The organism is Micromonospora sp. KC207 (genome assembly GCF_004348615.1).
Taxonomy (GTDB): Bacteria; Actinomycetota; Actinomycetes; order Mycobacteriales; family Micromonosporaceae; genus Micromonospora.
Genome location: NZ_SMKJ01000062.1, coordinates 1 through 26,679 on the forward strand (window position 1 = coordinate 1; position 26,679 = coordinate 26,679).

Sequence of the window (26,679 nt, forward strand, 5' to 3'; positions counted from 1 at the left end):
GCCTTCCGGGCCCCGGTCACCGACGGGATCGCCCCCGGCAGGCCGTGCCAGGACAGCCAGCCGGGCAGGGCGAACGCGTACGCCTCCCTGGCCTGGGACGGCACCCCCGCTTGTCGCTCACCCGCAGCCGCCACCGGCCCCGCCCCAGCGCGGCCAACCTGCCCCACAGGGTCAGATTGCGCACCCCGCCGCCGGCGGCGACCACCTCGGCCACCCCGTGCCGGTCGCACTCGGCGGCCACCGTCCGGGCGGTCAGCTCGGTCAGAAAGGAAGGGCCCCCTGCTAACGCTTTCGGTATAGGAAGGGCCCCCTGCAATCACCTCAGGCCCGGCGGGCGGCTCAGCGCCGGCTCAGCGCGGCCCGTTCGGTGGCCGCAGGAGGCCGACCAGCTCGACGTGCTGGGTCATCGGGAACAGGTCGAAGCCGCGCAGCGCCGCCAACTCCCAGCCGGCGTCGGCGAACGTGCGCACGTCCCGGGCGAAGGCGGCCGGGTCACACGCCACGTACGCCACCGCGCGCGGGCCGGCCGCGATCACGTCCCGCACCACCGGCGCGCCTGCCCCGGTGCGCGGCGGGTCCAGCACCACCAGGTCCACCGGGCCGGTGACCCGGCGGCGGGCCAGGGCGGTCTCCACCCGGGCCGCCACCACCTCGACCCGGGGCAGGTCCCGCAGGTTCTCCCGGGCGGCGGCGACGCCCAGCGCGGCGGACTCGACGACGGTGATCCGCGCGGCCGGGCCGACCCGGGCGGCCACGGCGGCGGCGAACAGCCCCGCCCCGCCGTAGAGGTCCCAGGCCGACTCGCCCGGCCGCGGGTCGAGCAGGTCGAGCACCGCGTCGACGAGGGTGTCCGCCGCCGCCGGGTGCACCTGCCAGAAGCCGGACGCCGGCAGCGTCCACTCCCGGCCGGCGGCCACCTCGCGGACCTTCGCCGGCCCGTCGACCCGGGTGACCGCCCCGTCGGCCAGGGCGGTGACGGTGACGTCCCCGCCGGTCGAGGCGACGGTCTCCACCGCCTCGGCCGTTGGCCAGGGCTGCCCGAGCACCGGCAGCTCCTGGATCGCCGGGTGGGCGATGAGGCAGCGGTCGATCGGCACCACCTCGTGCGATCGGTGCTTGAGCAACCCGGCCCGGCCGGCGGCGTCGACCGCGTACCGGACCCGGGAGCGCCAGCCGAGCGGCCCGCCGGGCAGCGCCGCGACCCGGACCCCGAGCCGGTCGATCTCCGTGTCCGCGAGGCCGGCGAGGCGGCTCAGCTGCTCGCGGACCACCGCGGCCTTCCAGTCGAGCTGGGCCTCGGGCGCGACGTGCTGGAGGTCGCAGCCGCCGCAGCGGCCCGGTTTCGCGTACGGGCACGGTGGCTCGACCCGCTGCCCGGCGGCGTCGAGCACCGTCACCGCGTCGGCGCGGACGAACCCGCGGTGCACCTCGGTGACCTCGGCCACTACCCGCTCACCGGGCAGCGCGTGCCGGACGAAGACCACCTGCCCGTCGACCCGGGCCACGCAGTGCCCTCCGGGGGCGACGGCGTCGACGGTCAGCTCGACCCGCTCGGCCTCCTCCAGCCCGCGCCGCTCGCCCTCGCCCGACCCGTCGCCCGGCCGAACCCGCCCGTCGCCGTCCACGCCGGTGCGCGGCCCGTCCATGCCTGCCCGGGTCATCGCTGGTCTCCCTCGACCGGGCCGTGTCCGCCGGGCGGGGCCGAACGCACCGGCGGCACCGGCGGGGGCAGGGTGCTGCGCGGGGCGACCCGGGGGCCGCGCGCCGGGCCCCGGGTCAGCGTCGCGTCGAGCCGGTCGAGGTTCTTGCCGGCGGTGGACGCGAGCTGCCACGGAACGCTGGTGACCATCACGCCCGGCTCGAACAGCAGCCGCCCCTTCAGGCGCAGCGCGCTCTGGTTGTGCAACAGGTTCTCCCACCAGCGTCCGACGACGTACTCGGGAATGAAGACCGTGACCACGTCGCGCGGCGACTCCCGGCGGGTGTTGGCCACGAAGTCGAGGATCGGCCGGGTGATCTCCCGGTACGGCGAGTCGACCACGGTGAGCCCCACCGGCAGTTCCCGCCGCTCCCAGTCGGCCTGGAGGGCCCGGGTGTCCTTCTCGTCGACGTTCACGGTCACCGCGGTCAGCGTGTCCGGCCGGGTGGCCCGGGCGTACGCGATGGCCCGCAGCGTCGGCTGGTGCAGCTTGCTGACCAGCACGATGGCGTGGTTGCGGGCGGGTAGCACCCCCCGGACCTCGGTCGGCTCCAGCTCGGCGGCGACCCGGTCGTAGTGCCGGCGGATGGCCAGCATCAGCACGTAGAGCAGCGCCATCGCGACGATGGCGATCCACGCGCCGAGCAGGAACTTGGTGATCAGCACGATGACCAGCACCGCACCGGTCATCGCCATGCCGAAGGCGTTGATCGCCCGGGACCGGATCATCCGGTGCCGGGCCCGCGGGTTCCGCTCGGTGCGCAGGTGCCGGTTCCAGTGCCGGATCATGCCGGCCTGGGAGAGGGTGAACGAGACGAAGACGCCGACGATGTAGAGCTGGATCAGCTTCGTCACCTCGGCCTGGAAGCCGACGATCAGCACGATCGCGGCGACGGCGAGGAAGACGATGCCGTTGGAGAACGCCAGCCGGTCCCCCCGGGTGTGTAGCTGCCGGGGCAGGTAGCGGTCCTGGGCGAGGATGCTGCCGAGCACCGGGAAGCCGTTGAACGCGGTGTTGGCGGCCAGGAAGAGGATCAGCGCGGTCATCCCGGCGACCACGTACAGCAGCACCGACCCGGGGCCGAAGACCGTCTCGCCGAGCTGGGTGGTGACGGTCTTCTGCACGTACCCGTCGGGGCCGGAGAGGATCTGCAGGTCCGGGTCCTCGACGAACTGGAGGCCGGTGAGCCGGGCCAGCCAGATGATGCCGACGAGCATGCTCACCGCGATGGTGCCGAGCAGCAGCAGGGTGGTGGCCGCGTTGCGGCTCTTCGGCGTCTTGAACGCGGGCACCCCGTTGGAGATCGCCTCCACGCCGGTGAGCGCGGCGCAGCCGGAGGAGAAGGTCCGCAGCAGCAGGAAGACCAGGGCGAAACCGGTGACGCTGTGCTCGGCCTGGATCTCCAGGCCGGCGCTGGGCGCACGCAGGTCGTGGCCGAGGACGAAGTACCGGACGAGGCCGGTGATGATCATGCCGCCGATGACGATCACGAAGCCGTAGGTCGGGATGGCGAACGCGGTGCCGGACTCGCGCAGGCCGCGCAGGTTCATCGCGGTGAGCAGCACCACCGCGCTCACGGCGATGAGCACCTTGTGGGTGGCGACGAAGGGAACCACCGAGCCCAGGTTGGCCACGCCGGAGGAGACCGAGACGGCCACGGTGAGCACGTAGTCGACCAGCAGGGCGCTGGCCACCCCCAGGCCGGCCCGGGGGCCGAGGTTGACCGTGGCCACCTCGTAGTCGCCGCCGCCGGAGGGGTACGCGTGCACGTTCTGCCGGTAGCTGGCCACCACCGTGAGCATCACCACGACCACGGCGAGGGCGACCCACGGCGAGAAGATGAACGCCGACGCGCCCGCGATGGAGAGCGTCAGCAGGATCTCGTCCGGGGCGTACGCGACGCTGGAGAGGGCGTCGGAGGCGAAGACCGGCAGCGCGATGCGCTTCGGCAGGAGGGTGTGCTGGAGCCGGTCGGACCGGAAGGGTCGACCGACGAGCAGCCGCTTCAGCAGCGAGGTGGGACTGGCCACAAGCGCTAAGGGTACGACCACCTCCACGTGGTCACCCGGGGGTGGCGGGACAGGGTGCTCGGCCGGGCGGGGTAGCGTCGTCCCCCGCCGGCAACCCCGACGTGGCAGGCTCGCAGTTGAGGGGTCGACGGCGGACGGGTGCGCGCACCTTGGGAGGGACACGTGCATGTCGTGATCATGGGCTGTGGCCGGGTCGGGTCGACCCTGGCCCAGAGCCTGGAGGCCCGGGGGCACTCGGTGGCGGTGATCGACCAGGACGCCGACGCGTTCCGCCGGCTCAGCCCGGACTTCGCGGGCATCACGGTCACCGGGGCCGGCTTCGACGGCGAGGTGCTCCGGCAGGCCGGCATCGAGCGGGCGGACGCCTTCGCCGCGGTTTCCAGCGGCGACAACTCCAACATCATCTCGGCCCGGCTGGCCCGCGAGACGTTCGGCGTCTCCCGGGTCGCCGCGCGGATCTACGACCAGCGCCGGGCCCAGGTCTACGAGCGGCTGGGCATCCCCACCGTGGCCACCGTACGGTGGACGGCCGACCGGATGCTGCGGCACCTGGTCCCCGAGGGCAACGTGGAGATCTTCCGGGATCCGACCAGCACCGTCTCGATCGTCGAGGTGCCGGTGCACAAGGACTGGATCGGCCGGCCGCTGCGGGGCCTGGAGGAGGCGACCGGGGCGCGAGTGGCGTACCTGATCCGCTTCGGCATCGGAACCCTGCCCACCGGCTCCACCGCCGTGCAGGAGGGCGACCAGGTCTTCATGCTGGTCACCGACGACATCGTGGCGTCGGTGACCTCGGTGGCGGGCAGCCCGCCGGAAGGAGCGCACTGAGGATGCGGATCGCCATCGCCGGCGCCGGCAACGTGGGCCGCTCGATCGCCCAGGAGTTGATCGACAACGGCCACCAGGTGATGCTGATCGAGCGCCAGCCCCGGATGCTGCGGCCCGACCGGGTACCGGCGGCCGAGTGGGTGCTCGCCGACGCCTGCGAGCTGGCCAGCCTGGAGGAGGCCAACGTCGCCGGCTGCGACGTGGTGGTCGCGGCGACCGGGGACGACAAGGTCAACCTGGTGGTGTCGCTGCTGGCCAAGACGGAGTTCGCCGTGCCCCGGGTGGTGGCCCGGGTCAACCGGGCCGAGAACGAGTGGCTGTTCACCGAGCAGTGGGGCGTCGACGTCGCGGTGAGCAAGCCGCGGGTGATGGCGGCCCTGGTCGAGGAGGCGGTGACCGTCGGCGACCTGGTGCGGCTGATGACGTTCCGGCAGGGCGAGGCGAACCTGGTGGAGATCACCCTGCCGCCGACCGCGCCGTACGTGGGGCAGCCGATCCACGCCGTGCCGATCCCCCGCGACGCCGCCCTGGTGGCCATCCTGCGCGGCAAGCGGGTGCTGGTGCCCAGCCCGGACGACCCGATCGAGGCCGGCGACGAACTGGTCTTCGTCTGCACGGCGGAGGTGGAGGACGACGTCCGCTCGGTGATCCTCGGCACGGACAGCATCGAGCGGACCCGCGGCGCGGGCTGAGCCCCGTCGCCTCGCCGCCCCGGGGCTGGTGCTTTCGCCCCTGCGCCGATCTCAGGCGCCGGGCAGGGGCTCCGCCGCCGGCTCCCGCGTCACCCGCCGGACCGTCCAGACCGTGATCAGCAGCAGCAGCGCGTACGGCGGGTAGCCCAGCGCCAGCCGGGCCACGCCGAGCGCGGTGTCCTGGTGGGCGAGGTAGAGGGCGGCCTGGACCCCGACCTTGGCCAGCCACACCACGCCCCACAGGACGGTGAGCTGGGTGAAGGTCCGCACGAGGCGCGGGTCGTCCCGCCATTCGGAGCGCCCCTTGGCCACCAGCACCGACCAGATCCAGCCCACGAGAGGCTGCTTGACCGCCGCCGAGACCAGCAGGGCCAGCCCGTACCCGATGCCGTAGAGGATGCCGGGGAGGTAGAAGTCGCGCTCGTCCCCGGTTCGCCAGGCGATGGCCGCGCCGATGCCGACGCCGACCAGGCCGTTGACCGCGTGCCGCACCGGCCGGCGCTGGACCAGCCGCAGCGCGGCGATGAGCAGCGCCACGGCCACCGAGGCGATGACGGCGGGGCGCAGCTCGCCGACGATGTTGGAGACGACGAAGACGACCACCGGGATGCTCGACTCGACCAGCCCGCGCCAGCCGCCGAGCTGGTCGGCCATCTGCTCGGCGAGGGTGGGCAGGGCCTCGTCGTCCTCCGGTCCGGCCCCGGGCTCGGTCGCCCGCTGGGCTCCGGTGGTCATCGCGTCCCTCCCGCCGGCGGCGTGCGCGTCGTCACTTCGGCGGCTCCAACTCGTAGTACGGGTTGTAGATGACCTTGCGATCGTCCCGCATCGCCACCCTGCCCCGGGCGGTCAGGTGCCGGCCCGGCTCGATGCCGGCGATGTGCCGCCGCCCGAGCCAGACCAGGGTCACCACGTCACTGCCATCATATAGATCGGCTTCGAGGGTCGGCAGGTTCGTCCGGGGGGTGTAGACCACCGTGCGCAGCCGGCCATTCACACAGACGACCTGACCCCGCCCGCACTGCCGGGCCGGTACGCCGCCGGACTCGGCGCTCCCCCGGCGCAGCTCCTGCGCCTCGATCTCGGCCTCGCTCGCGGTGAGCCGGTGCAGCAGCCGCCGGAACGAGACTCTGCCGCCCTCGTCGGTCGTCATGACCGCGTCACCCTCTCCTCCGCCGGCCGGCCGCGCCGGCACCGGTGCGGCCCCGGTGGGCGAGGCCGTCCCGCCAGCGTACGCCGACGGGCGGGACGGCGACATGGGCGGCCCGCCCTGGACCGGCACCGGCGGCACACCGACGGCGGCCCCGGCGGGCCCGGCCGGTGTGCCCGGTCAGGCCTCGACGGTCGGGCCGGCCTGGTCGGCCACCTCCCGCGGCAGGCGCAGCGGCAGCGGCTCACGCACGGGCTTCGCCTCCTGGCCACGGTCCACGACCAGCCCGTCCAGGCACTCGCGCAGCGGGCCGGCGGCGACCGGATCGGTCGCGGCGGCGCCCTGGTAGACGCCGCGCACCATCCAGCGGGGCCCGTCGATCCCGACGAACCGCAGGTCGGTCAGCCCGTCCGGGGTGCGCACCCGGGCGTGCAGCTCCGGGCCGTACTCCCCCTGCGCCTCCTGGGCCGCCGCGCCGTCGTTGAACAGCGACTGCCGAATCTCCTCGCGCACCTCGTCCCAGATGCCCTCGGAGCGGGGCGCGGCGAAGACGCCGAGCTGCAACGCGCTCTGCCCGTGCACCAGGACGACCTGCTGGATCACGCCCTGCGGGTCGGCCTGCACCCGAACCTCCACGTCGGCCACCGCCGGGATGTGGAGGCTGCCCAGGTCGAGCCGCTGCACCCCGGCCGGGGCCTCGGAGACGTCGTACGGGCCGCGCGCCGGGGCCTGGCCCTCGGCCTCGCGACCGTCGACGACCTCGGCAGCCCGCTCGTCACGGGCGTGCCGACCGCCACCGGCCCGCTTTCGGGAGAAGATCACTGCGCCCACCCTCCGCTGTTCGCACTCACCCTGCCACCTCTTCCGGCTGCCCGCCGGCCCGGCCCGCCGGCGGCGGGACGAGCCCCGCGTGCCCGCCGGTCGAACCGTGCCCGCCGGCGCCCCGCCGCGACGGCGGCAGCTCGGTCACCGGCCGGAAATCGGCCCGCTCCACCCGCTGGACAACGAGTTGCGCGATCCGATCGCCACGGGCGATCTTCGCCGGTGTCTCCCGATCATGATTGATCAGGTTGACCAGGATCTCACCCCGGTAGCCGGCGTCGACCGTACCGGGCGCGTTGAGCACCGTCACGCCGAGCCTGGCCGCCAGGCCCGACCGGGGGTGCACCAGGCCCACGTACCCCTCCGGGAGGGCGATCGCCAGGCCGGTCGGGACCAGGGCCCGGCCACCGGGGGGCAGCTCCACGTCCGCGGCGGCCACCAGGTCCGCCCCGGCGTCACCGGGATGGGAGTACGCCGGCAGCGGCAGCTCCGGGTCGAGCCGCCGCACGGGCACGGGTACGTCGTCGGTCACGGTCTCCCTCTTCCGTCCGTTTCTCGGGATGACCCTGCCATCCTGCCGGGTCGACCGGCCGTCGCGCGCCGTACCCTGGCAGGAGTGAGTCGATCGCCCTCCCCGACGCCCGCCACCACCCCCGCAATCGGGTACGCGGAGCGGCTCAGCCTGCCGTGGTGGCTCTGGCTGGCCGGGCCGGCCCTCGGCGGCTTCCTCGCCCTGGAGCTGTGGCTGGGCGCGGGCGGCCTGCGTTCCTGGCTGCCGTTCGCGGTGCTGCTGCCGGCGACCGTGGCCACCCTGTGGTGGCTGGGCCGCATCCGCATCGCCGTGGCCGACGGTGAGCTGCGGGTGGACGATGCCCGGCTGCCTCTACGGTTCGTGGCCGACGCCGTCGCGCTGGACGCCGCCGGCCGGCGCGAGGTGCTCGGCGTCGGGGCGGACCCGCTCGCCTTCGTGGTGCAGCGCCCGTGGATCGCCGGGGCGGTGCAGGTGGTGCTCGACGACCCGGCCGACCCCACCCCGTTCTGGGTGGTGAGCACCCGCGACCCGGTGCGGCTCGCCGCGGCGCTGCTCGCCGCCCGCGACGCCCACTGACGCGCCCGCGACGTCAGGGCAGGTCGGGCGGCGGGCCGGGCAGCTCGCGCCGCTGCCGGGCGAGGTCCTTGCGGAGCTGGTCGCCGAGAGCCCGGGTGGCCCGCCGGTTGAGGTAGCTGGCCACCGCCGCCCCGGTGAGAAACGGGCCGAGCGTGGTCAGGTTGCGGCCGAAGCGCTTGAGCAGGGTGTCCCGCAGCTCCTTGCGGGCCGCCGTGCCGAGCACCGCGCCGACGCCCACCCCGGGCATCATCGGGTTGATCCCCCGCTGGCTGGCCCAGGACTGCACCACGGCCACCGTGCGCTGGGTGCCGGCGGTGGGCAGCGGGGCACCGTACACCTCGTGCAGCTCACCGATCAGCTTCAGCTCGACGGCGATCACGGCGACCGTCTCGGCGGCCAGCAGCACCGGCGCGGAGAGCAGCGTCGGCGCGACGGCCCACTCGACGGCCGCGACTCCGCCGCCGGCCGCGCCGATCGCGGCCGTCGTCCGGGCAGCGTTGCGGATCAGCCGGTCGGCGAGGGCCTCGCCGTCCAGGCCGGGAAAGTGCCGGCGCAGGGTGGCCAGGTCCCGGATCGGCACGTGCGGGGCGACGTCGGCGACCGCGTCGGTCATCCAGCGCACGGCGGCCCTCGGCTTGAACAGGTCGGCGAGCCCTCGGCCGCGGACCTGGCCGACCAGCCGGGTCAGTAGCTGCCGTCGGCGGGCCGGCTCGATGTCGTCGGCGGTGAGCGCGGCCAGCGTCGCGCCCAGTTCCTCCCCCGCGCCGGTGCCGTCGGTGGCGGGGCGCCCGCCGTCGTCGCTGCGCTCGACCATGCGTCGACCTCCCGGGTGCGTCGGCGTAACTGCCCTCATGAGTCAAGCAGTTACCCACCACCGGCGCACGGCACCGCAGTAGGCCGGTGGCGCACCGGCGGGCGCGGACGTGGCCGGGTCGCCAGCTCCCACAGCGGCGGCCTCGTCGACGAGGCCGCCGCCGGTGTCGGGGTGGTCAGACGCACTCGCGGCAGATCAGCTCGCCGTTGCGTTCGACCGCCAGTTGGCTGCGGTGGTGGACCAGGAAGCAGCGGGCGCATCGGAACTCGTCCTGCTGCATCGGTAGCACCTTCACCGTGAGCTCCTCGTCGGCCAGGTCAGCACCAGGGAGCTCGAAGCTCTCGGCCACCTCGGCCTCGTCGACGTCCACGGCACCCGACTGTGAGTCGACCCGCCGGGCCTTGAGCTCTTCCAGGCTGTCCTCGCCGAGGTCGACCTCGTCGCGACGCGGGGCGTCGTAGTCGGTGGCCATCGGTTTCACTCTCCCATATCGATATGGTCGCTCCCGGTTGTAACGCCGGAAGGCGCTGTTTCAGTTCCACTGCCGGCCACCAACTTCCGTCGGTCACCCGACCCGGCCACCGGCCGAACCGGGCCGCCAGAGAAACTCCCCCCAGCGAGCGCGGTACCTTACCCCCCTCTTGGGCGAGGCATGTATACCGCCCTCGCGGCTCAGATGTACGCCCCAGGCCTCGAAGTTGTTCCCAATGTGACTCAGGCGACACGAAGATAGGGGTAGTAGTACCCGCTTCCCGGTTGGCGCGCCGGCATGTCGGACTGTTTCCACGCGACCGCCGGACAACCGTTAGCCTCAGCGGCGTACTCGACGGCCGGCGGGGCGGCCCACCGCCTCCGACCGCCGCCATTCAATCACCGCCCGGGGAGCGCCCAGATGAGCTTTGCGCGAGTGCGAGCACTCGTTGTCGTCGGTCTGCTGGCGGTCGTCGCCCTGGTCTTCGTGGTCGTGGCGCTGGTCCGCGACACCCAGGGCAAGGGCGGCGTGGCCGGCGGCTGCCCCGAGGGCGCGCCGCTGGCGGACGTGGCCCTGCACGAGAACAAGGACGTGAAAATCAACGTCTACAACGCCACCGACGAGGTGGGCCTCGCCAGCAAGGTCGCGGACGACTTCCGCAACCGCAAGTTCCAGGTAAAGAAGGAGGGCAACGCCAAGCAGCAACTCGACGGCGTCGCCGTCCTGCGGTACGGCCCGAAGGGAGTCGGCTCCGCCCACCTGCTGCGGGCGTACTTCCTCAACAACGCCGAGCCGCAGTTCGACATCAAGCGCAAGGACGACACGGTCGACGTGATTCTCGGCAACAACTTCGCCCAGCTCGCCACCACCACGGAGGTCAACCAGTCACTGGGTGACCTGGGTGCCCCGGTCGCGCCGGCCGGCACCTGCCCGATGCCCGTCGACAAGTGACCCGCTGGCCGGACCTGGCCGCCCCGGCGCGGTCAGGGGCCGCCCGAGGCGTCCAGGTCGGCCAGCCGGTCGTGCAGCGACGCGAACAGCGCCGGCGGGGCGGCGATCATCAGGTCCGGGCCCGCCGGGCGCCCGCCGAGCCCGGCGACCAGCAGCCCGGCTTCGGTGCCGACCAGCGCGCCGGCCGCGTGGTCCCAGAGGTTCAGGCCCTTCTCGTAGTACGCGTCCAGCCGCCCCTCGGCGGCCAGACAGAGGTCCACCGAGGCGGCACCCTGCCGGCGGACGTCGCGCACGTGGCCGATCAGTCCGGCGAGCACCCGGGCCTGGTGGGCCCGGCGGGCGGGGTCGTAGCCGAAGCCGGTGGCGACCAGCGCCTGCCCGAGGTCGCTCTCGGCGGAGCAGCGCAGCCGCTGCCCACCCCGGTGCGCCCCGCCGCCGACGGTCGCCGTCCACTCGTCGCCGGTGAACACGTTGCGCACCACGCCCGCGACCACCTCGCCGTCGACCTCGGCGGCCAGCGACACCGCGCAGTACGGCAGCCCGTAGAGGTAGTTGACCGTCCCGTCGATCGGGTCGACGATCCAGCGCACCCGGGCCGCCGTAGCCGCCGGGGCGGCCTCGCCCGCGCCGTACTCCTCGCCGAGGACCGCGTCGTGGGGGCGCAGGCGGCGCAGCGCGTCGACCACCTGCCGCTCGACGGCCCGGTCGGCGGCGGTGACCACGTCGGTGACGGTGGACTTGGTGTCGGCCACCGACACGCCCTCGGCCCACATCCGGTGCGCGGTCGCCGCCGCGACCCGGGCGACATCGACGGCAATCTCCAGCAGCTCCCCAGGTGGCGGCACCGAGCGATCCATGGTTTGTCCCCTTCCCGCACGACTGGGCCCGTCCGGGTCGCGCGCGAGTATCATCCTTACAAAGTCCACATCTGCGTCGGATCGTCGACCCCGGCAGTCGGTCCGCCGTGCGGCGCAGGATGATCGCGGCAGACGGCGTTACAATTCACCCTGCCCACGCGCCACGGACCGCCAGCGACCGGCCGGCCCGGGACACGGGGGTCCCTCAACCACATCGTCCGGCACCGTGCTCCGCGCTGCGTCGGGCAACCCGGCCGTGCTCGCTCTTCGCCTCCGGAAGGTCATTCGTGACAGAACCCCGCCAAACCGGCGCCGACGTTCGCTCGCTCACCGACACCCTGATCGCCCACGCGCAGAGCGCCGGCGGCCAGCTCACGTCGGCCCAGCTCGCGCGCACCGTCGAGTCCGCCGAGGTGACTCCGGCCCAGGCCAAGAAGATCCTGCGTGCGCTCGCGGAAGCGGGGGTGACCGTGGTCGTCGACGGCTCGGCCAGCCCTCGCCGCCGGGTCGCCGCCGCCCGGTCCGCCACCCCCGCGTCCCGGGCCACCACCGCCAAGACCACCAAGAAGGTGGCCGCGCCCGCCCCGAAGCAGGCGCCCGCCGCCGACGACGCCCCCGAGTCGGCCCCGCGGAAGGTCGCCGCACGTAAGGCCACGACCGAGGCGGCCGCCAAGGCCGCCGTGCCGGCGAAGGTCGCGCGGCCCGCCCGGGCCGCCAAGGCGACGGTGGCCGCCGCAGCGGGCAAGCCCGCCAAGGCCGCCGCCGGCAAGCCGAAGGGTGAGGGCGCCGAGGGCGACATCGACCCGGAGGAGCTCGCCGCCGAGATCGAGGACGTGGTGGTCGAGGAGCCGGTCGAGCTGGCCCAGGCCGCCGCGGCCGACGCCGCCAGCTCCGCCACCGACAACGACTTCGAGTGGGACGACGAGGAGTCCGAGGCGCTCAAGCAGGCGCGCCGCGACGCCGAGCTGACCGCCTCCGCGGACTCGGTCCGGGCGTACCTCAAGCAGATCGGCAAGGTGCCCCTGCTCAACGCGGAGCAGGAGGTGGAGCTCGCCAAGCGGATCGAGGCGGGCCTCTACGCCGCCGAGCGGCTGCGTGCCGCCGAGGAGGGCGAGGAGAAGCTGGTCCGCGAGATGGTCCGCGACCTCGGCTGGATCTCCCGCGACGGCGAGCGGGCGAAGAACCACCTTTTGGAGGCCAACCTCCGGCTGGTGGTGTCGCTGGCCAAGCGCTACACGGGCCGCGGGATGGCGTTCCTCGACCTGATCCAGGAGGGCAACCTCGGCCTGATCCGGGCCGTCGAGAAGTTCGACTACACCAAGGGCTACAAGTTCTCCACGTACGCCACCTGGTGGATCCGGCAGGCGATCACCCGGGCGATGGCCGACCAGGCCCGCACGATCCGCATCCCGGTGCACATGGTCGAGGTGATCAACAAGCTCGGCCGGATCCAGCGCGAGCTGCTCCAGGACCTGGGCCGCGAGCCCACTCCGGAGGAGTTGGCCAAGGAGATGGACATCACACCCGAGAAGGTGCTGGAAATCCAGCAGTACGCCCGGGAGCCCATCTCGCTCGACCAGACCATCGGCGACGAGGGCGACAGCCAGCTCGGTGACTTCATCGAGGACTCGGAGGCCGTCGTCGCGGTCGACGCCGTCTCCTTCTCCTTGTTGCAGGACCAGCTCCAGCAGGTGCTGCAGACGCTCTCCGAGCGCGAGGCGGGCGTGGTCCGGCTCCGCTTCGGCCTCACCGACGGCCAGCCGCGTACGCTGGACGAGATCGGCCAGGTCTACGGCGTGACCCGGGAGCGGATTCGGCAGATCGAGTCCAAGACGATGTCGAAGCTGCGCCACCCGTCGCGCTCACAGGTTCTCCGTGACTACCTGGACTGACCCGGATTCGTCAACTGCTTGTGTCGCTTTGATCACCAGCCGTACAACACCCGATGGCGATCGGTCGGTTGCACGATTGTGATCGTTGACGTGGCACCCTTGGTGCACGGCACACTGTTGCTGCCAGGTGTGACTTCGGTCCCCCGCGGGCACACAGGGAAGGCAAGGCCCTCATCGGGTGTTGCACGATAGGTGAGCAACGACCGAGGAGATTGTTCATCGGTGACGACCAGAGGAGGAAGGCGATGACCCCGACCCTCACGCCGCCGCCCGAGACGGTGGCTCCCCCAGCCGCCGATGAACGGTGCGACCGCTGCAACGCTGCCGGCAAGCTCCGTATCACTCTGGCGGGCGGAAGCGAGTTGGTGTTCTGTGGGCACCACGCGAACAAGTACGCGGAGGATCTCGTGAAGATCACCGTGCGGTACGCGACGGACCCCGAGTTCAGCTGGCGTGGCGCCGATCTGATGGCGAACTGACCGCAAGAAACCCCAGACCGACCCAAGTCGGCCGGAGGTGCCCAAAGGGCCCCCTCCGGCCGACTTTTCCATGTAACGCCCCGTTTCGCCGCCGGCGGTCAGAGAGTCTGGACCGTGGCGATGCGCTCCTCGAGCTGCTCGATGGTGGCCTGGGCGCTGGGCGGGCCGCCGCAGAGGCGACGCAACTCTGCGTGGATCTTGCCGTGCGGGAGGCCCGTCCGGTGGTGCCGCGCCGCCACCAGGGCGTTCAGCTGCCGCCGTAGCGCCACCCGGCGCTGGGCGGCGCTCATGGGTTGGGGTGGGGCCGCCGTGGCGGCAGGGGCCGGCTCAGCGGCCCGCTCGGTGGCCCGGCGGCGCTGGGCCGCCAACTGCTCGGCCTGCCGCTTGGTGAGCAGCAGGGAGACCTGGTCGGCGGTGAGCAGCCCGGGCAGGCCCAGGTACTCCTCCTCCTCCGGGGTGCCGGCCTGGGCGGCGGTGCCGAAGGAGGCACCGTCGAAGATCACCTGGTCCAGCTCGGCCGTGGCGGACAGGGCGGCGAAACGCTTCTCCAGCTCCCCGCTGGCCTGGTCGCCGCGCTGGGCGCGCTCCAGCAGGTCGTCGTCGAAACCCTCGCGGTCCTTCGGCTTGCCGAGCACGTGGTCCCGCTCGGCCTCCATCTCGCTGGCCAGCCCGAGCAGGTGCGGCACGCTGGGCAGGAAGACCGATGCGGTTTCCCCCGGGCGGCGGGCCCGGACGAACCGGCCGATGGCCTGGGCGAAGTAGAGCGGGGTGCTGGCGCTCGTCGCGTAGACGCCGACCGCCAGGCGGGGGATGTCGACGCCCTCGGAGACCATCCGGACCGCCACCAGCCAGCGCTGCTCGGACGCCGCGAACGTCGCGATCCGGGCGGACGCGCCCTGGTCGTCGGAGAGGACCACCGCGGCCTTCTCGCCCGTCAACCGCTCGATCAGCTTCGCGTACGAGCGGGCGGTCTGCTGGTCGCTGGCGATGATCAGCCCGCCGGCGTCGGGCATCCCGGCGTTGCGCAGCACGGTCAACCGGGAGTCGGCGGCCCGCAGCACCTGCGGCATCCAGTCACCGGCCGGGTCGAGCGCGGTACGCCACGCCTGGGCGACCAGGTCCTGCGTCATCGGCTCGCCCAGCCGGGCGGCCAGCTCGTCCCCGGCGTTCGTCCGCCATCGGGTCTGTCCCGAGTACGCCAGGAAGAGCACCGGCCGGACCACGTTGTCGCGCAGCGCGTCGGCGTAGCCGTACACGGCGTCGGCGCGGGAACGCAGCAGGCCGTCGCCGCCACGCTCGTAGGTGACGAACGGGATCGGGTTGTCGTCGGAGCGGAAGGGGGTGCCGGTGAGCATCAGCCGGCGCACGGCGGGCTCGAACGCCGCCTTCACCCCGTCGCCCCAGGTGCGGGAGTCGCCGGCGTGGTGGATCTCGTCGAGGACGACCAGGGTGCGCCGGGTCATGGTGCGCCGCCGGTGCACCTGGGGTGCCATCCCCACCTGCGCGTACGTGACCACCGCGCCGTGGAAGTCGGCGGAGGAGTGCAGGTCGGCGTTGCGGAACGCCGCGTCGAGCTGGATGCCGACCCGGGCCGCCGACTGCGCCCACTGGGTCTTCAGGTGCTCGGTGGGGGCGACCACGGTGACCGCCTCGACGGTGCCGTCGGCGAGCAGTTCGGCGGCGATCCGCAGGGCGAAGGTGGTCTTGCCGGCCCCGGGGGTGGCGACCGCCGTGAAGTCCTCGGTGCGTCGTCGCAGGTACTCCACCAGCGCCTTGCGCTGCCAGGCGCGCAGTGGTGGGAACGTCTCGAGCGCCGGCGTCCGGGCTGCCACGCGTCAGGCTCCTCTCCGACCGCGCGACGGCGGGCCCCGGTCGAGGGCCACGGGTGCCGCCGCCCATGAAAACGCCCTCGCGCATCGGGTGCCGCGAAGGCCGGATCAGCATAACCAGCGCGGGCCGGCGGGCCCAGGCGACGCCACGCTGGTCACATCGGCACCAGCGGCCACGGACACCGTCGGCGACGGTCGCCTCACCACGGGTCAGGATCCGGGCCCCCGTGCGCCGGTGCGAGGCGGACGGAGCGTGGCCACCGGGGCGGACCAGCGCCGCCGCAGCGACACCAGGCGCAGCGCGAAGACCAGTACCGCGGCGGCGGTCAGTCCGGCGGCGTCGGCACGCCCGAGCGCGTCGAGCAGCGCCACGGCGGCCGACCCGGCGAGAGCCGCCACCGCGTAGATCTCCCGGCGCAGCACCACGGGGATCTCGCCGGTGAGCAGGTCCCGGCCGAGGCCGCCGCCGATGGCGGTGAGCATCCCGACGACGCACGCGCCGACCGCCGGCACCTGGGCGTCGAGGGCCTTGAGAGTGCCGGTGACGGTGAACAGCCCGAGACCGGCGGCGTCGAGCACCAGCACGGTGGTGCGCAGCCGGGCGAGCCGGGGGTGCAGCCAGAAGGTGGCGGCGGCGGTGAGCGCGGCGGTGGCGGCGTACCGCCAGTCGGCGAAGGCCAGCGGGGGTACCTCGTCGATCACCAGGTCGCGCAGGATCCCGCCACCGAGCGCGGCGACGAAACCGACGAAGACGACGCCGAACAGGTCGAGCCGCTTGGCCACCGCCGCGGAGGCACCGGAGGCGGCGAAGACGGCCACCCCGGTCAGGTCGGCGAAGAGCAGGGCGGTGGAGGTGGTCACCGCCGAAGGCTACGTGGGCGGCCGGAACACCCGCCCCTGGTCACTCGCCCCAGGAGTCGTAGATCTCCTTGCACTTCGGGCAGACCGGCGAGCCCGGCTTGGCGGCCTTGGTCACCGGAAACTTCTCCCCGCAGAGCGCGACGACGAAGGTGCCCATCACGGCACTCTCCGCGATCTTGTCCTTGCGGACGTAGTGGAACATCTCGGGACCGGTGTCGGCGTCCTTCAGGTCCGGACGTTCGAGAACCTGTGTGCTCACTTCTGCACCTCCAACTTTCCAGTCTGTCAGGTCTGACTGGCCGGGTCCACCGCAGGCCACCCCTTCCCGGCCCGTACCGTAACGGACGTGAACAGCTTTGACATCCACCTCGGCGCCGAGGTGGGCGCCGCCCTGCGCGACCGGCGTCCGGTCGTCGCCCTGGAGAGCACCATCGTCTCGCACGGCCTTCCCCGGCCCGACAACCTGCGGGTGGCCCGCGAGATCGAGCAGGCCGTCCGCGCCGCCGGGGCGGTCCCGGCGACCATCGGCATGGTCGGCGGCCGGCTCGTGGTCGGGCTCGACGACGCGGAGCTGACCCGGCTCGCCACCGTCGACGGGGTGAGCAAGCTCTCGGTGCGCGACCTCGCGGTCGCCGCCGCGGCCGGCGCGGACGGGGCCACCACGGTCGCCGCCACCAGCGCGGTGGCCGCCGCCGCCGGGATCGGGGTCTTCGCCACCGGCGGGCTGGGCGGGGTGCACCGGCAGGCCGCGACGACCTTCGACGAGTCGGCAGACCTGGGCACCCTGGCCCGCACGCCGATCGCCGTGGTCTGCGCCGGGATCAAGTCGATCCTCGACGTCGGGGCCACCCTGGAGCGGCTGGAGACCCTCGGCGTGGCCGTGGTCGGCTACCGCACCCGGCGGCTCCCCGGCTTCTACCTCACCGACGCCGGCTTCGATTTGGACTGGTCGGTCGACTCACCCGAGCAGGCCGCCGACGTGCTGGCCGCGCGGGACGCCCACGGGGTGCACGGCGGGGGGCTGGTCGTGGCCAACCCGCTGCCGGCCGACGAGCAGCTCGACCCGGCCCTGCACGACCGGACCCTCGCCGAGGGCCTCGCCCTGATGGAGCGCGACGGGGTGACCGGCAAGGCCGTGACGCCGTACCTGCTCGCGCACTTCCACGCCGCGACGCAGGGCGCGAGCCTCGCGGTGAACGTGCGGATCATCCTGCGCAACGCCGACCTCGCCGCCCGGATCGCGGTCGCCGCCGCGCGCCGCGCCGCCGCATGACCGCTCCGGGTCGGATCGTCGTCGTCGGTGACCTGATCACCGACGTGGTCGCGGTGCTCGGCGGGCCGCTCGCCACCGGCTCCGACACTCCGGCCACGATCCGGGTCAGCGGCGGCGGGCAGGCGGCCAACACCGCCGCCTGGCTCGCCGCCCAGGGCGTCGCCGTGACCATGGTCGGTGCCGTCGGCGACGACGACGCGGGACGCGACCGGGTCGCCGAGCTGCAGCGTGCCGGCGTGGACTGCGCGGTCGAGCGGCACCCCGGCCGGGCCACGGGCACGGTGATCGTGCTCACCGGCGAGGGCGAGCGCACGATGGTGACCGAGCGGGGGGCAAACCTGTGGCTGGCCGCCGGGCACGTCGACGCGGCCCTGGCGCAGGTGCCCGACGCACGGCACCTGCACCTGTCCGGGTACCCCCTGTTGGACGCCGGGTCGCGCGGCGCCGGGCTTCGCGCGCTGGCCGCGGCGCGCGAGCGCGGGCTCACCACCAGCGTCGACGCTGCGTCCGCTGCGCCGCTGCGGCGGGTCGGCGCGGCGGCCTTCCTGGCCTGGGTACGCGACGTCGACCTGCTCCTGGTCAACGCCGACGAGGCGGCCGTGCTGGCCGGCGGGCTGGACCCGGCGGCGCAGGCCCGGGTGTTGACAGCCACGGCCCGGCGGGTGGTGGTGAAGCGGGGTGCGGCCGGGGCGGTGTGGGCGGACCGGACGGCGACGATCAGCGTGGCCCCGTCGCGGCGGGTGGCCGTGGCCGACGTCACCGGGGCCGGGGACGCCTTCGCCGCCGGGCTGCTGTCGGCCTGGCTGGGCGGGGCCGGGCCCCGGACAGCGCTGGACCAGGCCGGCGACCTGGGCGCGCTGGCCGTGTCGACGATCGGCGCGCGCCCGACGGGCTGACCGGACCGCCCCGGCCCGGACCGTAGCGGCCCTCAGCCCGGCTCGGCCGCCAGCCCGGGCCGGCTCCGGGTCGGATCGGTCGCCCTCCCCGGACGCGCCGGGAGGCCGCCCCGGGCTGGGGTCGGCCTCCCGGCGGCGCGGTCGCCGGGTCAGGGCTCGGCGTCGATGATCTTGTGCGGGCGCTCCTCGGCGGCCAGGCTCATCGGCGGGGTCGCGTCGGTGTGCCGGGGCTGGAATCGGTTGGCCAGCCGGTGCTTCTCCTTCGGTGGCCGGTCGTTGGCCAGCAGCACCGCCAGCCACGGGATGAGCACCATCCCGAGGCCGCACAGCGGCAGCCAGAGCCAGAGCAGAGGTGCCTGCGCGCCGACCAGGATCGCGCCGACGATCACGCAGGCCACCCGGACGCCCATCATCACGACGTAGCGACGCTGCCGGCTGGTGAGCTGGTCGTCCTGGCTACGGGCCGCGTCGGTGATCAGGATCGGTTGGTACGCCTGACGTTTCACCACGGACCTCCAAGAGGGATTGCCCCCATCCTGTCACCTCGGGGCGTTGGTCAACGAGAATCAACTCCTTCCGGTTCCGTGTTACGGCCGTGGTACGCTCCGCTCGTGGGCAGCCGGTTCAGCTTCACCGACGAGGCGTTGGCCAACCTGCGGGTCTACGACGTCACGCCCGGCGAGGTGTGGGAGGCCCTGCACAGCCCGCGGCGGGTCATCCGGCACCTGGGCGACGACGTGATGGTCGTCTACGCCGCCGCGCGCCACGGCAGGCGGCTGGCCGTGCTGCTCGCCGAGGCAGACGGCACCGACAACGACTGGGACGTGCTCTCCGCCCGGGAGCTGACCGACGCCGAGGCCAAGCGCTACGACGAGGCCGTCCGCAGATTCCGCCGATAGGGAGGCGTGGCGATGAACCGTAACGACGCGACCAAGCAGTTCCACGGCGGCGACGACCGGCTCGCCGAGCTGATCGACGCCAGCGCGCCCGCGGAGCTGCCCACCCCCGACACCGACGTGCCGATGGTCAGCCGCTCGGTGCGGCTGCCGCTTGACACGTACGAGCGGGTGCGGGCCGCCGCCGACGCCCGCGGCATCGGGGTGACCACGCTGATGCGGCAGTGGATCGAGGCCGGCCTGGCCGAGCTGGACGACTCGGCGACCGTCTCCCTCGCCGACGTCCGGCGCGCCCTCGCCGCGCTCTCCCGGCCCACCGCCGCCTGACGATCCCGGCACCGCCTGACGATCCTCGACGCCGCCTGACGCCTCGGCGAGGCCACCGGGCGTGGGGCGCGTCAGCCCTTCGCGGCCTTCGCCTCCGCCTTCAACCGCTGCTTGTGCTCGCGTACCCGGCGCAGCGAGCCCGGGTCGGTCACGTCGGCCACCGACCGGTACGCGTCGGCGTCGCCGTAGTCGCCGGCCGCCTCCCGCCAGCCATCCGGGGTCACCCCGTACCGCTTGCCGAGCAGCGCCACGAGGATCTGCGCCTTCTGTCGGCCGAAACCGGGCAACTCGGTGATCCGGCGCAGCAGCTCCCGCCCGTCGGCGACGTCGGCCCAGAGCCGGGCGGCGTCGCCGTCGTACCGGTCGACCAGCACCCGGCACACCTCCTGCGCCCGGCCCGCCATCGCCTTCGGAAACCGGTGCAGAGCCGGTGGCTCGGCGAAGACCGCCACCAGCGCGTCCGGGTCGTACCCGGCCAGTTCGCGGGCATCCGGCTCGTGCCCGAGGCGCTGCGCCAGCACGTACGGGGAGGAGAACGCCTTCTCCATCGGGACCTGCTGGTCGAGCGTCATCCCCAGCAGCAGGGCCAGCGGGCTGCGCTCCAGCAGCCGGTTGGCCTCGGGGTCGATGGGCAGCGAAAGCGTCATGCCGTCCATCCTGCCCGCCCCGCCGCCCGGAGCCGACGCCGACTCCCCGGCGGTGGTTGCCCGCCGGCCCGCCCGGCGGTGGATTTCGGGGCGGCGGTGACGCCGTCCGCCACGGCAGAGGGCAGGATGGCGACGTGGACGAACACGACATGCTGCTCTCCCCCGCCGGCGTCGAGGCGCTCCGGACGGCGCTGTCCCGCGCCGCGTACACGTCGAACGGCATCGCCGACCGGCTCGGCCCGCAGGCCACCGGCGGGATCGCCCGCAACGACTTCCGGGCCGCCCTGCGCGCCACCGGCGACCGCGATCCGCTCGCCACCCTCATCCGGGTCTTCATCTGCGACCAGACCGAGCTGGAGGCCGCGGTGGCCGCCGCGCTCGCCCCGCTGACCGTGGCCGAGGCGCTGGCCGGGGGCCTGGTCGAGCGGCACGGCGAGGGGCTGCGCGCGGGCGTCGACCTGGAGCCGTACGCCGACGACTGGTGGGTGCTGGCCGACCTGCCGGCCAGCTCCCGGCCGGGCCGGCCGCTGCGCTCCGAGCACGTGCTCGGCATCGGCGGGGCGACCCAGACGCTGATCGGGGCGACCGTGCGCCGGCCGGTGGAGAGCGCGCTCGACCTCGGCACCGGCTCCGGCGTGCAGGCGCTGCACCTGTCCACCCACGCCCGCCGGGTCACCGCCACCGACGTCTCGCAACGGGCGCTGCGCTTCGCCGCCACCACCGCCGCGCTCAACGGCCAAGACTGGGAGTTGCTGTGCGGGGACATGGTCGCCCCGGTCGCCGGGCGCCAGTTCGACCTGGTGGTCAGCAACCCGCCGTTCGTGGTGGGCCCGGGCACCACCACCCACGTGTACCGGGACTCGGGCCGGGTCGGCGACGCGATCGGCGCCGAGCTGGCCGCCGCTGCCCCGGGGCTGCTCACCGAGGGCGGCACCATGCAGTACCTGGCGAACTGGGTGCACGTCGCCGGGGAGGACTGGGGCGACCGGGTGGCCGGATGGTTCGCCGGCACCGGCCTGGACGCCTGGGTGATCCAGCGCGAGGTCGCCGACCCGATGGCGTACGTCAACCTGTGGCTGACCGACGTCGGCGAGGCGGCCGACCCGCACCGGATGGCGGCCTGGCTCGACTGGTTCGACGCGCACAAGGTGGAGGCGGTCGGCTTCGGCATCGTCTCGCTGCGCCGCGCCGGCCACGCCGACCCGGTGGTGCGGGTGGAGGACCTGCGGCAGCGGGTGGAGCCTCCGCTGGGCGAGAAGATCGCCGCCTGGTTCGACCGCCAGGACTGGCTTCGGGTACGCGACACCGAGGGGCTGCTCGCCGCGCGCTACCGGGCCGCCGAGGGGCTCCAGCTCCGGCAGGAGGCCACCATGAGCGACGAGGGATGGGCGGTGGACCGGCAGGTCCTCGCGATGCCACACGGGCTGCGCTGGACCGAGGAGATCGACCCGCTGGTGCTGGCCCTGGTCGGCGGCGCGGACGGCCGGCTGCCGCTGCGCGATCAGCTCGCCCTGCTCGCCGTCGCGCACGACGTGACGCCGCAGGAGCTGGCGGAGGCGGCCGGCCCGATCGTGGCCCACCTGGTGGAGCGCGGCATCATCGAGCCGGTGACCGCCTGATGGGGGCGCTGGGGCCGACGCGGGCGCTGGGCTGATGCGGGCGGTCGTGCAGACCGTCGGCCGGGCCAGCGTCACGGTCGACGGGGAGGTCGTCGGCGCGGTGACCGACGGGTTGCTGGTGCTGCTCGGGGTGACCCACACCGACACCCAGGAGACCGCGCGCACCATGGCCCGCAAGATCCACGAACTGCGCATCCTGGACGACGAGCGCAGCGCGGCGGACAGCGGCGCGGGCATCCTGGTGGTCAGCCAGTTCACCCTCTACGGCGACGCCCGCCGGGGCCGGCGGCCGAGCTGGACCGCCGCCGCCCCCGCCGAGGTGGCAGAGCCCCTGGTCACGGCGGTCGTGACGACCCTGCGTGACCGTGGCGCCCCGGTGCAGACGGGCCGCTTCCGCGCCCACATGCTGGTCGAGAGCGTCAACGTGGGCCCTCGCACCCTCCTTCTGGACCTCTGACCCACCCCCACCTTGTTGAACAAGAGGTTTGCGTCAGCCGGGGTCCGGATCCTGACGCAAGCCTCTTGATCACCGGAGAGGTCACGGGGTGGGTCAGAAAAACAGGCCGCGGCGTTGGACGGACTGGCGGAGCCAGGCGTCGAGTTGGGCGGCCCAGTCGGTGTTGTGCGCCGTGGCGTGGTCGACGGTGAAGCGGCCGAAGGCGTCCCGGCCCTCGGTGAGGACACCGCCCCGCTTGTCGATCTCCAGCACCACCTGCACCTGCTGCGGGTCGGTGACGAAGGTGACCTCCAGCTGGTTGATCGCGCGGGCGTACTGGGGGGCCGAGTAGAACTCGATCTCCTGGTAGAACGGCAGATGCTGCCGTACCCCGTAGATGTGGCCCCGCTCGACGTCGGCACGGGCGAACCGGAAGCCCAGCCGCAGCAGCGCCTCCAGCAGCGCCTCCTGGGCCGGCAGCGGGTGGACCGCCACCGCGTCCAGGTCGCCCTTGTCGACGGCCCGCGCCACCTCCAGCTCGGTACGCAGCCCCATCGTCATCCCGTGCAGGTGCTGCCCGTACAACTCGGTGAGCGGAGTCTCCCAGGGCACGTCGAAGCGGAACGGGACGTCGTACCGCTGCCCCGGCTCCAGCCGGAACGCCCCCGTGACCTGCCGGCGGTGGAACTCCTGGGTGGTCTCGTAGTCGCTGTCGCCGCTCTCCACCTCGATCCGGGTGACCAGGCCCAGCGCGACGTACTCGATGTCCACCGGGTGCTCGCCGCCCGCCACGTGGACGACGCCCTCCAACTGACCGCCCGGACGGCAGTTCGGATTGCTCAGCACCGTCTCCACCGACGGGCCACCCACACCCATCGCCTGCATGAGCCGCTTGAAGACCACGAAGACTCCACCCTCTCGAAGATCGGCCGCAGCGTCCGACCTGGTGATTCGGCCGAACGGCCGACTGCCGGCACGGTAGCCGGGCCCGGCAAGGCCAGGGGTCCGGACACCCCTATCCGCTGTCGGTTCCCCGATCGCCTCACTCCCGTTTCACGTCTCGCTTGCCAGAGTGTGTGTCACCGGCACCACTGGGCCGGCGACGCGGCACCGACGTGGACACGGGGAGAGACAGAGATGGCCCTTCAGATGATCGAGAACCAGATCGGCCCGGCCGTCACCATCGACGCCGAGGCTGCCGTCGACACCCTGACCGACCTGGACGCCACCGACGAGCGCGGCGTCTCCACGGATCTGGTCCGGGCCTACCTCAACGGCATCGGGCGCACGAAGCTGCTCACCGCCGAGCAGGAGGTGGAGCTCGCCAAGCGGATCGAGGCCGGGCTGTTCGCCGAGGAGAAGCTGGCGACGTGCACGCCGGTCTCGACGGTGCTACGGGCCGACCTGGAGATCATCGTCGCCGAGGGCCGCACCGCCAAGGACCACCTGCTGGAGGCCAACCTGCGCCTCGTGGTCAGCATCGCCAAGCGGTACACCGGCCGCGGGATGGCGTTCCTCGACCTGATCCAGGAGGGCAACCTCGGCCTGATCCGGGCCGTCGAGAAGTTCGACTACACCAAGGGCTTCAAGTTCTCCACGTACGCCACCTGGTGGATCCGGCAGGCGATCACCCGGGCGATGGCCGACCAGGCCCGCACGATCCGCATCCCGGTGCACATGGTCGAGCAGGTCAACCGAATGGTCCGGGCCCGCCGCGAGCTGGCCGTCACGCTGGGCCGCGAGCCCACCGTGGCCGAGGTCGCCCGGGCGATGGACGTCCCCGAGTTCCAGGTCATCGAACTGATCTCGTACGACCGGGAGCCGGTCAGCCTCGACCAGGCCGTCGGCGAGGACGGCGAGAGCGCCCTCGGCGACTTCGTCGCCGCCGTGGACCCGGCCGCCGAGCCCGGTGCCACCGCCATGGACGGTGAACTGCGCAACGAGGTACGGATCGTGCTCGCCACCCTGTCCCAGCGGGAGCAGGCGGTGATCCGGCTCCGCTTCGGCCTGGACGACGGCCGGCAGCGCACCCTGGACGAGGTGGGCAGGGAGTTCGGCCTGTCCCGGGAGCGGATTCGGCAGATCGAGAAGGTCACGCTGCTCAAGCTGCGGGCTCCGGAGCGGGCGCAGCGACTGGAGGCGTACGCCTGCTGAGCGGGCGCGCGGGAACGAAGGGCTCCGGCGGTTCGCCGGGGCCCTTCGGGCGTAGGCGCGAACCCACCCTCCCAGGCGGCGCCGCCTCCGGCCACCCTTCGCCGCGCCGTGCGACCGGTGGTCCCGCAGACGGCGGCGCTCGCGGGCAGGGGCGGACGGCGGCGCTCGGCGGCGCTGGGCGGCGCGTGCCTGCTCGGAAAGGTCGCACGGGTACGGAAGGCTCGGGGCATGAACTGGACACTCGAGGTGGTGGTGGTCCCGGTCAGCGACGTGGACCGGGCCAAGGCCTTCTACGCCGACCGGCTCGGCTTCGTCGTCGACCACGACACCCGCGTCGGCGACGACGTACGGATCGTGCAGCTCACGCCCCCCGGCTCCGGCTGCTCGATCGTGATCGGCACCGGTGCGGTGCCGCAGATGCCCCCGGGCTCGTTGAAGGGGCTCCAACTGGTCGTGCCCGACCTGCCCACTGCCCGCGCGGAACTGGTCGCCCGGGGCGTGGAGGTGAGCGAGATCCAGGTGCTCGGGCAGAATCCCCGCCCGGTGCCGGACCCGCTGGACAACGTCGGCTTCGTCTTCTTCACCGATCCCGACGGCAACGCCTGGGCCGTCCAGCAGATTTCCAGCCGGGCCTGAGCCGCCTGCGGCGCGTGCCCGGCGCCCGAGGTGTTGGGAGGGGCCCCTTCCTATACAGAATGCGTCAACAAGGGGCCCTTCCTCACCCCCTCACAGGCGGCGGGGACCGGTGTCGGGGCGGGCGCCCGCCGCGCCGACGCCGACCGTGGCGTGCAGCACCGAGATGCCGTCCGGGCGGGCCAGCACCGGGTTGAGGGTGAGCGAGCGCACCCGGGGTTGCTCGTCGGCGAGCCGCCCCACCCGCAGCAGCAGCTCGGCCAGGGCGGCGCGGTCCACCGGCACGGCCCCCCGGTGCCCGCGCAGCAGCGGCGCCGCCCGGGGCGCGTCCACCAGCTCGCTGGCGTCGATGTCGGTCAGCGGCACCGCCCGCCAGGCCCGATCTCCGAGCAGCTCGGTGGCGACGCCGCCGAGGCCGAAGCCGACCACCGGCCCGAACGCCGGGTCCTCCACCAGCTCCACCACACACGGCACGCCGGGCGGAACCATCGCCTGGACCAGGACGTCCGCGCCGAAGACCGCCGACATCTCCGCGTACGCCCGGCGCACCGCCGCCGCGTCGGCCAGGTCGAGCCGGACCGCGCCGAGGTCGAGGCGGTGCCGCAGCCCAGGGGCGGCGGCCTTCAGCGCCACCGGGCAGCCGAGGGACACGGCGGCGGCCACCGCCTCGTCGGCCGACCGCGTGGGCACCGACGGCAGCACGTCGATCCCGTACGCGCGCAGCAGCCCGGCCGGGTCGGCCCCGTCGGCGCGCAGCGCGGCGGAGGCGGCGGCCGGGTCGATGCGGGGCAGCTCGGGCGGCGTGCCGGGCGGGCGGCGCAGCCAGTCGGCGTACCTGGCGACCCGGGCCAGGGCCCGCACCGCCTCCTCCACGCTCGGGTACGCCGGCACCCCGGCCGGCGCGCGCCCGGCGAGGAAGGTGGCCACCACCGGCTTGCCGGCGTCGAGCACGCCGGGCAGGGCGGCGGCGAAGTCGGCCTCGGTGTCGGTGAGCTGACCGGGCAGCGGCGGAGCGAAGACCGCGACGAGAGCGTCCACGTTCTCGTCGGCGGCGGCCACGGCCAGCGCTGCGGCGAGCTCGGCCGCCCCGGCCCGGGGCCCGGTGTCGGACGGGTACCCGGCGGCCACCGTCAGACCCTGCGCGGCGCAGGCGGTGGCGGCCAGCCCGGTCAGCGCCGAGGAGTTGCCGACCACGGCGACCCGCCGCCCGGCCGGCCGCGGCTGGTGGGCCAGCAGCACGCCGACGTCGAGCAGCTCGGCTACCGTGTCGACCCGGATCACCCCGGACCGGGCGAACAGGGCGCTGACCGCGACCT

The 26,679-nt window shown here is 73.8% G+C and carries 31 protein-coding genes; 14 read left to right on the forward strand and 17 right to left on the reverse strand.

The window, feature by feature from the left end; translation table 11 throughout:
- The 3 genes from E1258_RS35780 to E1258_RS10660 form a co-directional block, all read right to left on the reverse strand.
- A partial coding sequence (locus E1258_RS35780) for an anhydro-N-acetylmuramic acid kinase (RefSeq protein WP_371688599.1) occupies positions 1-320 on the reverse strand: 320 nt, incomplete at its 3' end.
- A gap of 30 nt (positions 321-350) precedes the next feature.
- A complete protein-coding gene (locus E1258_RS10655; protein WP_243715337.1) occupies positions 351-1,661 on the reverse strand; it encodes a class I SAM-dependent RNA methyltransferase in 1,311 nt (436 codons plus the stop codon).
- Positions 1,658-3,730, reverse strand: a complete 2,073-nt coding sequence (locus E1258_RS10660) for an APC family permease (protein WP_132399168.1) — start codon at positions 3,728-3,730, stop codon at positions 1,658-1,660. The genes E1258_RS10655 and E1258_RS10660 overlap by 4 nt, the downstream gene beginning before the upstream one ends.
- Before the next feature lie 162 nt (positions 3,731-3,892).
- On the opposite strand from E1258_RS10660, the gene E1258_RS10665 reads away from it, so the two are divergent.
- On the forward strand, positions 3,893-4,558 hold the full coding sequence (locus E1258_RS10665; protein WP_007075414.1) for a TrkA family potassium uptake protein: 666 nt from the start codon (positions 3,893-3,895) through the stop codon (positions 4,556-4,558).
- Positions 4,559-4,560: 2 nt separating this feature from the next.
- Complete coding sequence (locus E1258_RS10670) at positions 4,561-5,250, forward strand: TrkA family potassium uptake protein (protein WP_132399170.1); 690 nt, start codon at positions 4,561-4,563, stop codon at positions 5,248-5,250.
- A gap of 51 nt (positions 5,251-5,301) precedes the next feature.
- On the opposite strand, the gene E1258_RS10675 is transcribed toward E1258_RS10670, so the two are convergent.
- The 4 genes from E1258_RS10675 to dut form a co-directional block, all read right to left on the reverse strand.
- Positions 5,302-5,985 (reverse strand): DUF3159 domain-containing protein, encoded by a 684-nt coding sequence (locus E1258_RS10675; RefSeq protein ID WP_132399172.1) that lies wholly within the window; start codon positions 5,983-5,985, stop codon positions 5,302-5,304.
- A 31-nt stretch (positions 5,986-6,016) separates the two neighbouring features.
- The gene (locus tag E1258_RS10680) at positions 6,017-6,400 is read right to left on the reverse strand and encodes an OB-fold nucleic acid binding domain-containing protein (RefSeq protein ID WP_007075411.1); all 384 of its coding nucleotides are present in this window, start codon (positions 6,398-6,400) and stop codon (positions 6,017-6,019) included.
- Between the two features lie 177 nt (positions 6,401-6,577).
- Positions 6,578-7,219, reverse strand: coding sequence for a DUF3710 domain-containing protein (locus E1258_RS10685; protein WP_132399174.1), 642 nt, complete (start codon positions 7,217-7,219; stop codon positions 6,578-6,580).
- A gap of 25 nt (positions 7,220-7,244) precedes the next feature.
- Positions 7,245-7,751: a dUTP diphosphatase gene (gene dut / locus E1258_RS10690; protein ID WP_007075409.1), complete on the reverse strand. Its 507-nt coding sequence runs from the start codon at positions 7,749-7,751 to the stop codon at positions 7,245-7,247.
- Positions 7,752-7,835: 84 nt separating this feature from the next.
- On the opposite strand from dut, the gene E1258_RS10695 reads away from it, so the two are divergent.
- On the forward strand, positions 7,836-8,327 hold the full coding sequence (locus tag E1258_RS10695; RefSeq protein WP_132399176.1) for a DUF3093 domain-containing protein: 492 nt from the start codon (positions 7,836-7,838) through the stop codon (positions 8,325-8,327).
- A gap of 13 nt (positions 8,328-8,340) precedes the next feature.
- Here E1258_RS10695 and E1258_RS10700 read toward each other — a convergent pair whose 3' ends face one another.
- On the reverse strand, positions 8,341-9,141 hold the full coding sequence (locus E1258_RS10700) for a hypothetical protein (RefSeq protein ID WP_132399178.1): 801 nt from the start codon (positions 9,139-9,141) through the stop codon (positions 8,341-8,343).
- A gap of 175 nt (positions 9,142-9,316) precedes the next feature.
- Positions 9,317-9,613, reverse strand: coding sequence for a DUF4193 domain-containing protein (locus E1258_RS10705; protein WP_007075406.1), 297 nt, complete (start codon positions 9,611-9,613; stop codon positions 9,317-9,319).
- 435 nt (positions 9,614-10,048) lie between these two features.
- Here E1258_RS10705 and E1258_RS10710 point away from each other — a divergent pair, with 435 nt between their 5' ends.
- Complete coding sequence (locus tag E1258_RS10710) at positions 10,049-10,564, forward strand: LytR C-terminal domain-containing protein (RefSeq protein WP_007075405.1); 516 nt, start codon at positions 10,049-10,051, stop codon at positions 10,562-10,564.
- Between the two features lie 32 nt (positions 10,565-10,596).
- Here E1258_RS10710 and E1258_RS10715 read toward each other — a convergent pair whose 3' ends face one another.
- Positions 10,597-11,421: an inositol monophosphatase family protein gene (locus tag E1258_RS10715; protein ID WP_132399180.1), complete on the reverse strand. Its 825-nt coding sequence runs from the start codon at positions 11,419-11,421 to the stop codon at positions 10,597-10,599.
- Between the two features lie 287 nt (positions 11,422-11,708).
- Between E1258_RS10715 and E1258_RS10720 the strand changes: the two genes are divergently transcribed.
- Positions 11,709-13,313, forward strand: coding sequence for an RNA polymerase sigma factor (locus E1258_RS10720; RefSeq protein WP_132399182.1), 1,605 nt, complete (start codon positions 11,709-11,711; stop codon positions 13,311-13,313).
- A gap of 245 nt (positions 13,314-13,558) precedes the next feature.
- Positions 13,559-13,792: a hypothetical protein gene (locus E1258_RS10725; RefSeq protein ID WP_036374862.1), complete on the forward strand. Its 234-nt coding sequence runs from the start codon at positions 13,559-13,561 to the stop codon at positions 13,790-13,792.
- A gap of 98 nt (positions 13,793-13,890) precedes the next feature.
- Here the strand turns inward: E1258_RS10725 and E1258_RS10730 are convergent, their stop codons facing one another.
- The 3 genes from E1258_RS10730 to E1258_RS10740 form a co-directional block, all read right to left on the reverse strand.
- Positions 13,891-15,624 (reverse strand): DEAD/DEAH box helicase, encoded by a 1,734-nt coding sequence (locus E1258_RS10730; protein WP_132399184.1) that lies wholly within the window; start codon positions 15,622-15,624, stop codon positions 13,891-13,893.
- Between the two features lie 207 nt (positions 15,625-15,831).
- On the reverse strand, positions 15,832-16,482 hold the full coding sequence (locus E1258_RS10735) for a trimeric intracellular cation channel family protein (protein WP_132399186.1): 651 nt from the start codon (positions 16,480-16,482) through the stop codon (positions 15,832-15,834).
- Between the two features lie 40 nt (positions 16,483-16,522).
- Positions 16,523-16,741, reverse strand: coding sequence for a DUF3039 domain-containing protein (locus tag E1258_RS10740; RefSeq protein ID WP_132399188.1), 219 nt, complete (start codon positions 16,739-16,741; stop codon positions 16,523-16,525).
- 87 nt (positions 16,742-16,828) lie between these two features.
- Between E1258_RS10740 and E1258_RS10745 the strand changes: the two genes are divergently transcribed.
- Together E1258_RS10745 and E1258_RS10750 are read left to right on the forward strand one after the other, a co-directional pair.
- Positions 16,829-17,755: a pseudouridine-5'-phosphate glycosidase gene (locus E1258_RS10745; RefSeq protein ID WP_132399190.1), complete on the forward strand. Its 927-nt coding sequence runs from the start codon at positions 16,829-16,831 to the stop codon at positions 17,753-17,755.
- Positions 17,752-18,651, forward strand: coding sequence for a carbohydrate kinase family protein (locus E1258_RS10750; RefSeq protein WP_132399192.1), 900 nt, complete (start codon positions 17,752-17,754; stop codon positions 18,649-18,651). The genes E1258_RS10745 and E1258_RS10750 overlap by 4 nt, the downstream gene beginning before the upstream one ends.
- Positions 18,652-18,800: 149 nt before the next feature.
- On the opposite strand, the gene E1258_RS10755 is transcribed toward E1258_RS10750, so the two are convergent.
- A complete protein-coding gene (locus E1258_RS10755) occupies positions 18,801-19,157 on the reverse strand; it encodes a DUF3099 domain-containing protein (RefSeq protein ID WP_132399194.1) in 357 nt (118 codons plus the stop codon).
- Positions 19,158-19,262: 105 nt separating this feature from the next.
- Here E1258_RS10755 and E1258_RS10760 point away from each other — a divergent pair, with 105 nt between their 5' ends.
- Both E1258_RS10760 and E1258_RS10765 read left to right on the forward strand, forming a co-directional pair.
- Positions 19,263-19,550, forward strand: coding sequence for a hypothetical protein (locus tag E1258_RS10760; protein ID WP_243715338.1), 288 nt, complete (start codon positions 19,263-19,265; stop codon positions 19,548-19,550).
- Between the two features lie 12 nt (positions 19,551-19,562).
- A complete protein-coding gene (locus E1258_RS10765; RefSeq protein WP_036377865.1) occupies positions 19,563-19,874 on the forward strand; it encodes a hypothetical protein in 312 nt (103 codons plus the stop codon).
- 71 nt (positions 19,875-19,945) lie between these two features.
- Here E1258_RS10765 and E1258_RS10770 read toward each other — a convergent pair whose 3' ends face one another.
- Positions 19,946-20,530, reverse strand: a complete 585-nt coding sequence (locus E1258_RS10770; RefSeq protein WP_036377863.1) for an HhH-GPD-type base excision DNA repair protein — start codon at positions 20,528-20,530, stop codon at positions 19,946-19,948.
- 125 nt (positions 20,531-20,655) lie between these two features.
- Here E1258_RS10770 and E1258_RS10775 point away from each other — a divergent pair, with 125 nt between their 5' ends.
- Together E1258_RS10775 and dtd are read left to right on the forward strand one after the other, a co-directional pair.
- Positions 20,656-22,140: a methyltransferase gene (locus E1258_RS10775; RefSeq protein WP_207919504.1), complete on the forward strand. Its 1,485-nt coding sequence runs from the start codon at positions 20,656-20,658 to the stop codon at positions 22,138-22,140.
- 34 nt (positions 22,141-22,174) lie between these two features.
- Positions 22,175-22,597 carry a D-aminoacyl-tRNA deacylase gene (dtd, locus tag E1258_RS10780; protein ID WP_132399196.1) on the forward strand — a complete coding sequence of 141 codons (423 nt, stop codon included), beginning with the start codon at positions 22,175-22,177 and terminating at the stop codon, positions 22,595-22,597.
- Between the two features lie 93 nt (positions 22,598-22,690).
- Here dtd and E1258_RS10785 read toward each other — a convergent pair whose 3' ends face one another.
- Complete coding sequence (locus E1258_RS10785) at positions 22,691-23,479, reverse strand: sporulation protein (RefSeq protein WP_132399198.1); 789 nt, start codon at positions 23,477-23,479, stop codon at positions 22,691-22,693.
- A 246-nt stretch (positions 23,480-23,725) separates the two neighbouring features.
- Between E1258_RS10785 and sigB the strand changes: the two genes are divergently transcribed.
- Both sigB and E1258_RS10795 read left to right on the forward strand, forming a co-directional pair.
- Positions 23,726-24,730: an RNA polymerase sigma factor SigB gene (gene sigB / locus E1258_RS10790; protein ID WP_132399208.1), complete on the forward strand. Its 1,005-nt coding sequence runs from the start codon at positions 23,726-23,728 to the stop codon at positions 24,728-24,730.
- A gap of 228 nt (positions 24,731-24,958) precedes the next feature.
- Positions 24,959-25,366, forward strand: a complete 408-nt coding sequence (locus tag E1258_RS10795) for a VOC family protein (protein WP_132399200.1) — start codon at positions 24,959-24,961, stop codon at positions 25,364-25,366.
- A gap of 90 nt (positions 25,367-25,456) precedes the next feature.
- On the opposite strand, the gene E1258_RS10800 is transcribed toward E1258_RS10795, so the two are convergent.
- Positions 25,457-26,679: acetate--CoA ligase family protein (locus tag E1258_RS10800; protein WP_165949718.1), on the reverse strand; the 1,223-nt coding region annotated here is incomplete at its 5' end.

Bases quoted from the DNA above. Each gene is read 5' to 3' on its own strand.
- E1258_RS10655 (WP_243715337.1), bottom strand. From the start codon at position 1,661: ATGACCCGGGCAGGCATGGACGGGCCGCGCACCGGCGTGGACGGCGAC.
- E1258_RS10670 (WP_132399170.1), top strand. From the start codon at position 4,561: ATGCGGATCGCCATCGCCGGCGCCGGCAACGTGGGCCGCTCGATCGCC.
- E1258_RS10675 (WP_132399172.1), bottom strand. From the start codon at position 5,985: ATGACCACCGGAGCCCAGCGGGCGACCGAGCCCGGGGCCGGACCGGAG.
- E1258_RS10680 (WP_007075411.1), bottom strand. From the start codon at position 6,400: ATGACGACCGACGAGGGCGGCAGAGTCTCGTTCCGGCGGCTGCTGCAC.
- E1258_RS10700 (WP_132399178.1), bottom strand. From the start codon at position 9,141: ATGGTCGAGCGCAGCGACGACGGCGGGCGCCCCGCCACCGACGGCACC.
- E1258_RS10705 (WP_007075406.1), bottom strand. From the start codon at position 9,613: ATGGCCACCGACTACGACGCCCCGCGTCGCGACGAGGTCGACCTCGGC.
- E1258_RS10715 (WP_132399180.1), bottom strand. From the start codon at position 11,421: ATGGATCGCTCGGTGCCGCCACCTGGGGAGCTGCTGGAGATTGCCGTC.
- E1258_RS10725 (WP_036374862.1), top strand. From the start codon at position 13,559: ATGACCCCGACCCTCACGCCGCCGCCCGAGACGGTGGCTCCCCCAGCC.
- E1258_RS10750 (WP_132399192.1), top strand. From the start codon at position 17,752: ATGACCGCTCCGGGTCGGATCGTCGTCGTCGGTGACCTGATCACCGAC.
- E1258_RS10765 (WP_036377865.1), top strand. From the start codon at position 19,563: ATGAACCGTAACGACGCGACCAAGCAGTTCCACGGCGGCGACGACCGG.
- E1258_RS10770 (WP_036377863.1), bottom strand. From the start codon at position 20,530: ATGGACGGCATGACGCTTTCGCTGCCCATCGACCCCGAGGCCAACCGG.
- dtd (WP_132399196.1), top strand. From the start codon at position 22,175: ATGCGGGCGGTCGTGCAGACCGTCGGCCGGGCCAGCGTCACGGTCGAC.
- sigB (WP_132399208.1), top strand. From the start codon at position 23,726: ATGATCGAGAACCAGATCGGCCCGGCCGTCACCATCGACGCCGAGGCT.
- E1258_RS10795 (WP_132399200.1), top strand. From the start codon at position 24,959: ATGAACTGGACACTCGAGGTGGTGGTGGTCCCGGTCAGCGACGTGGAC.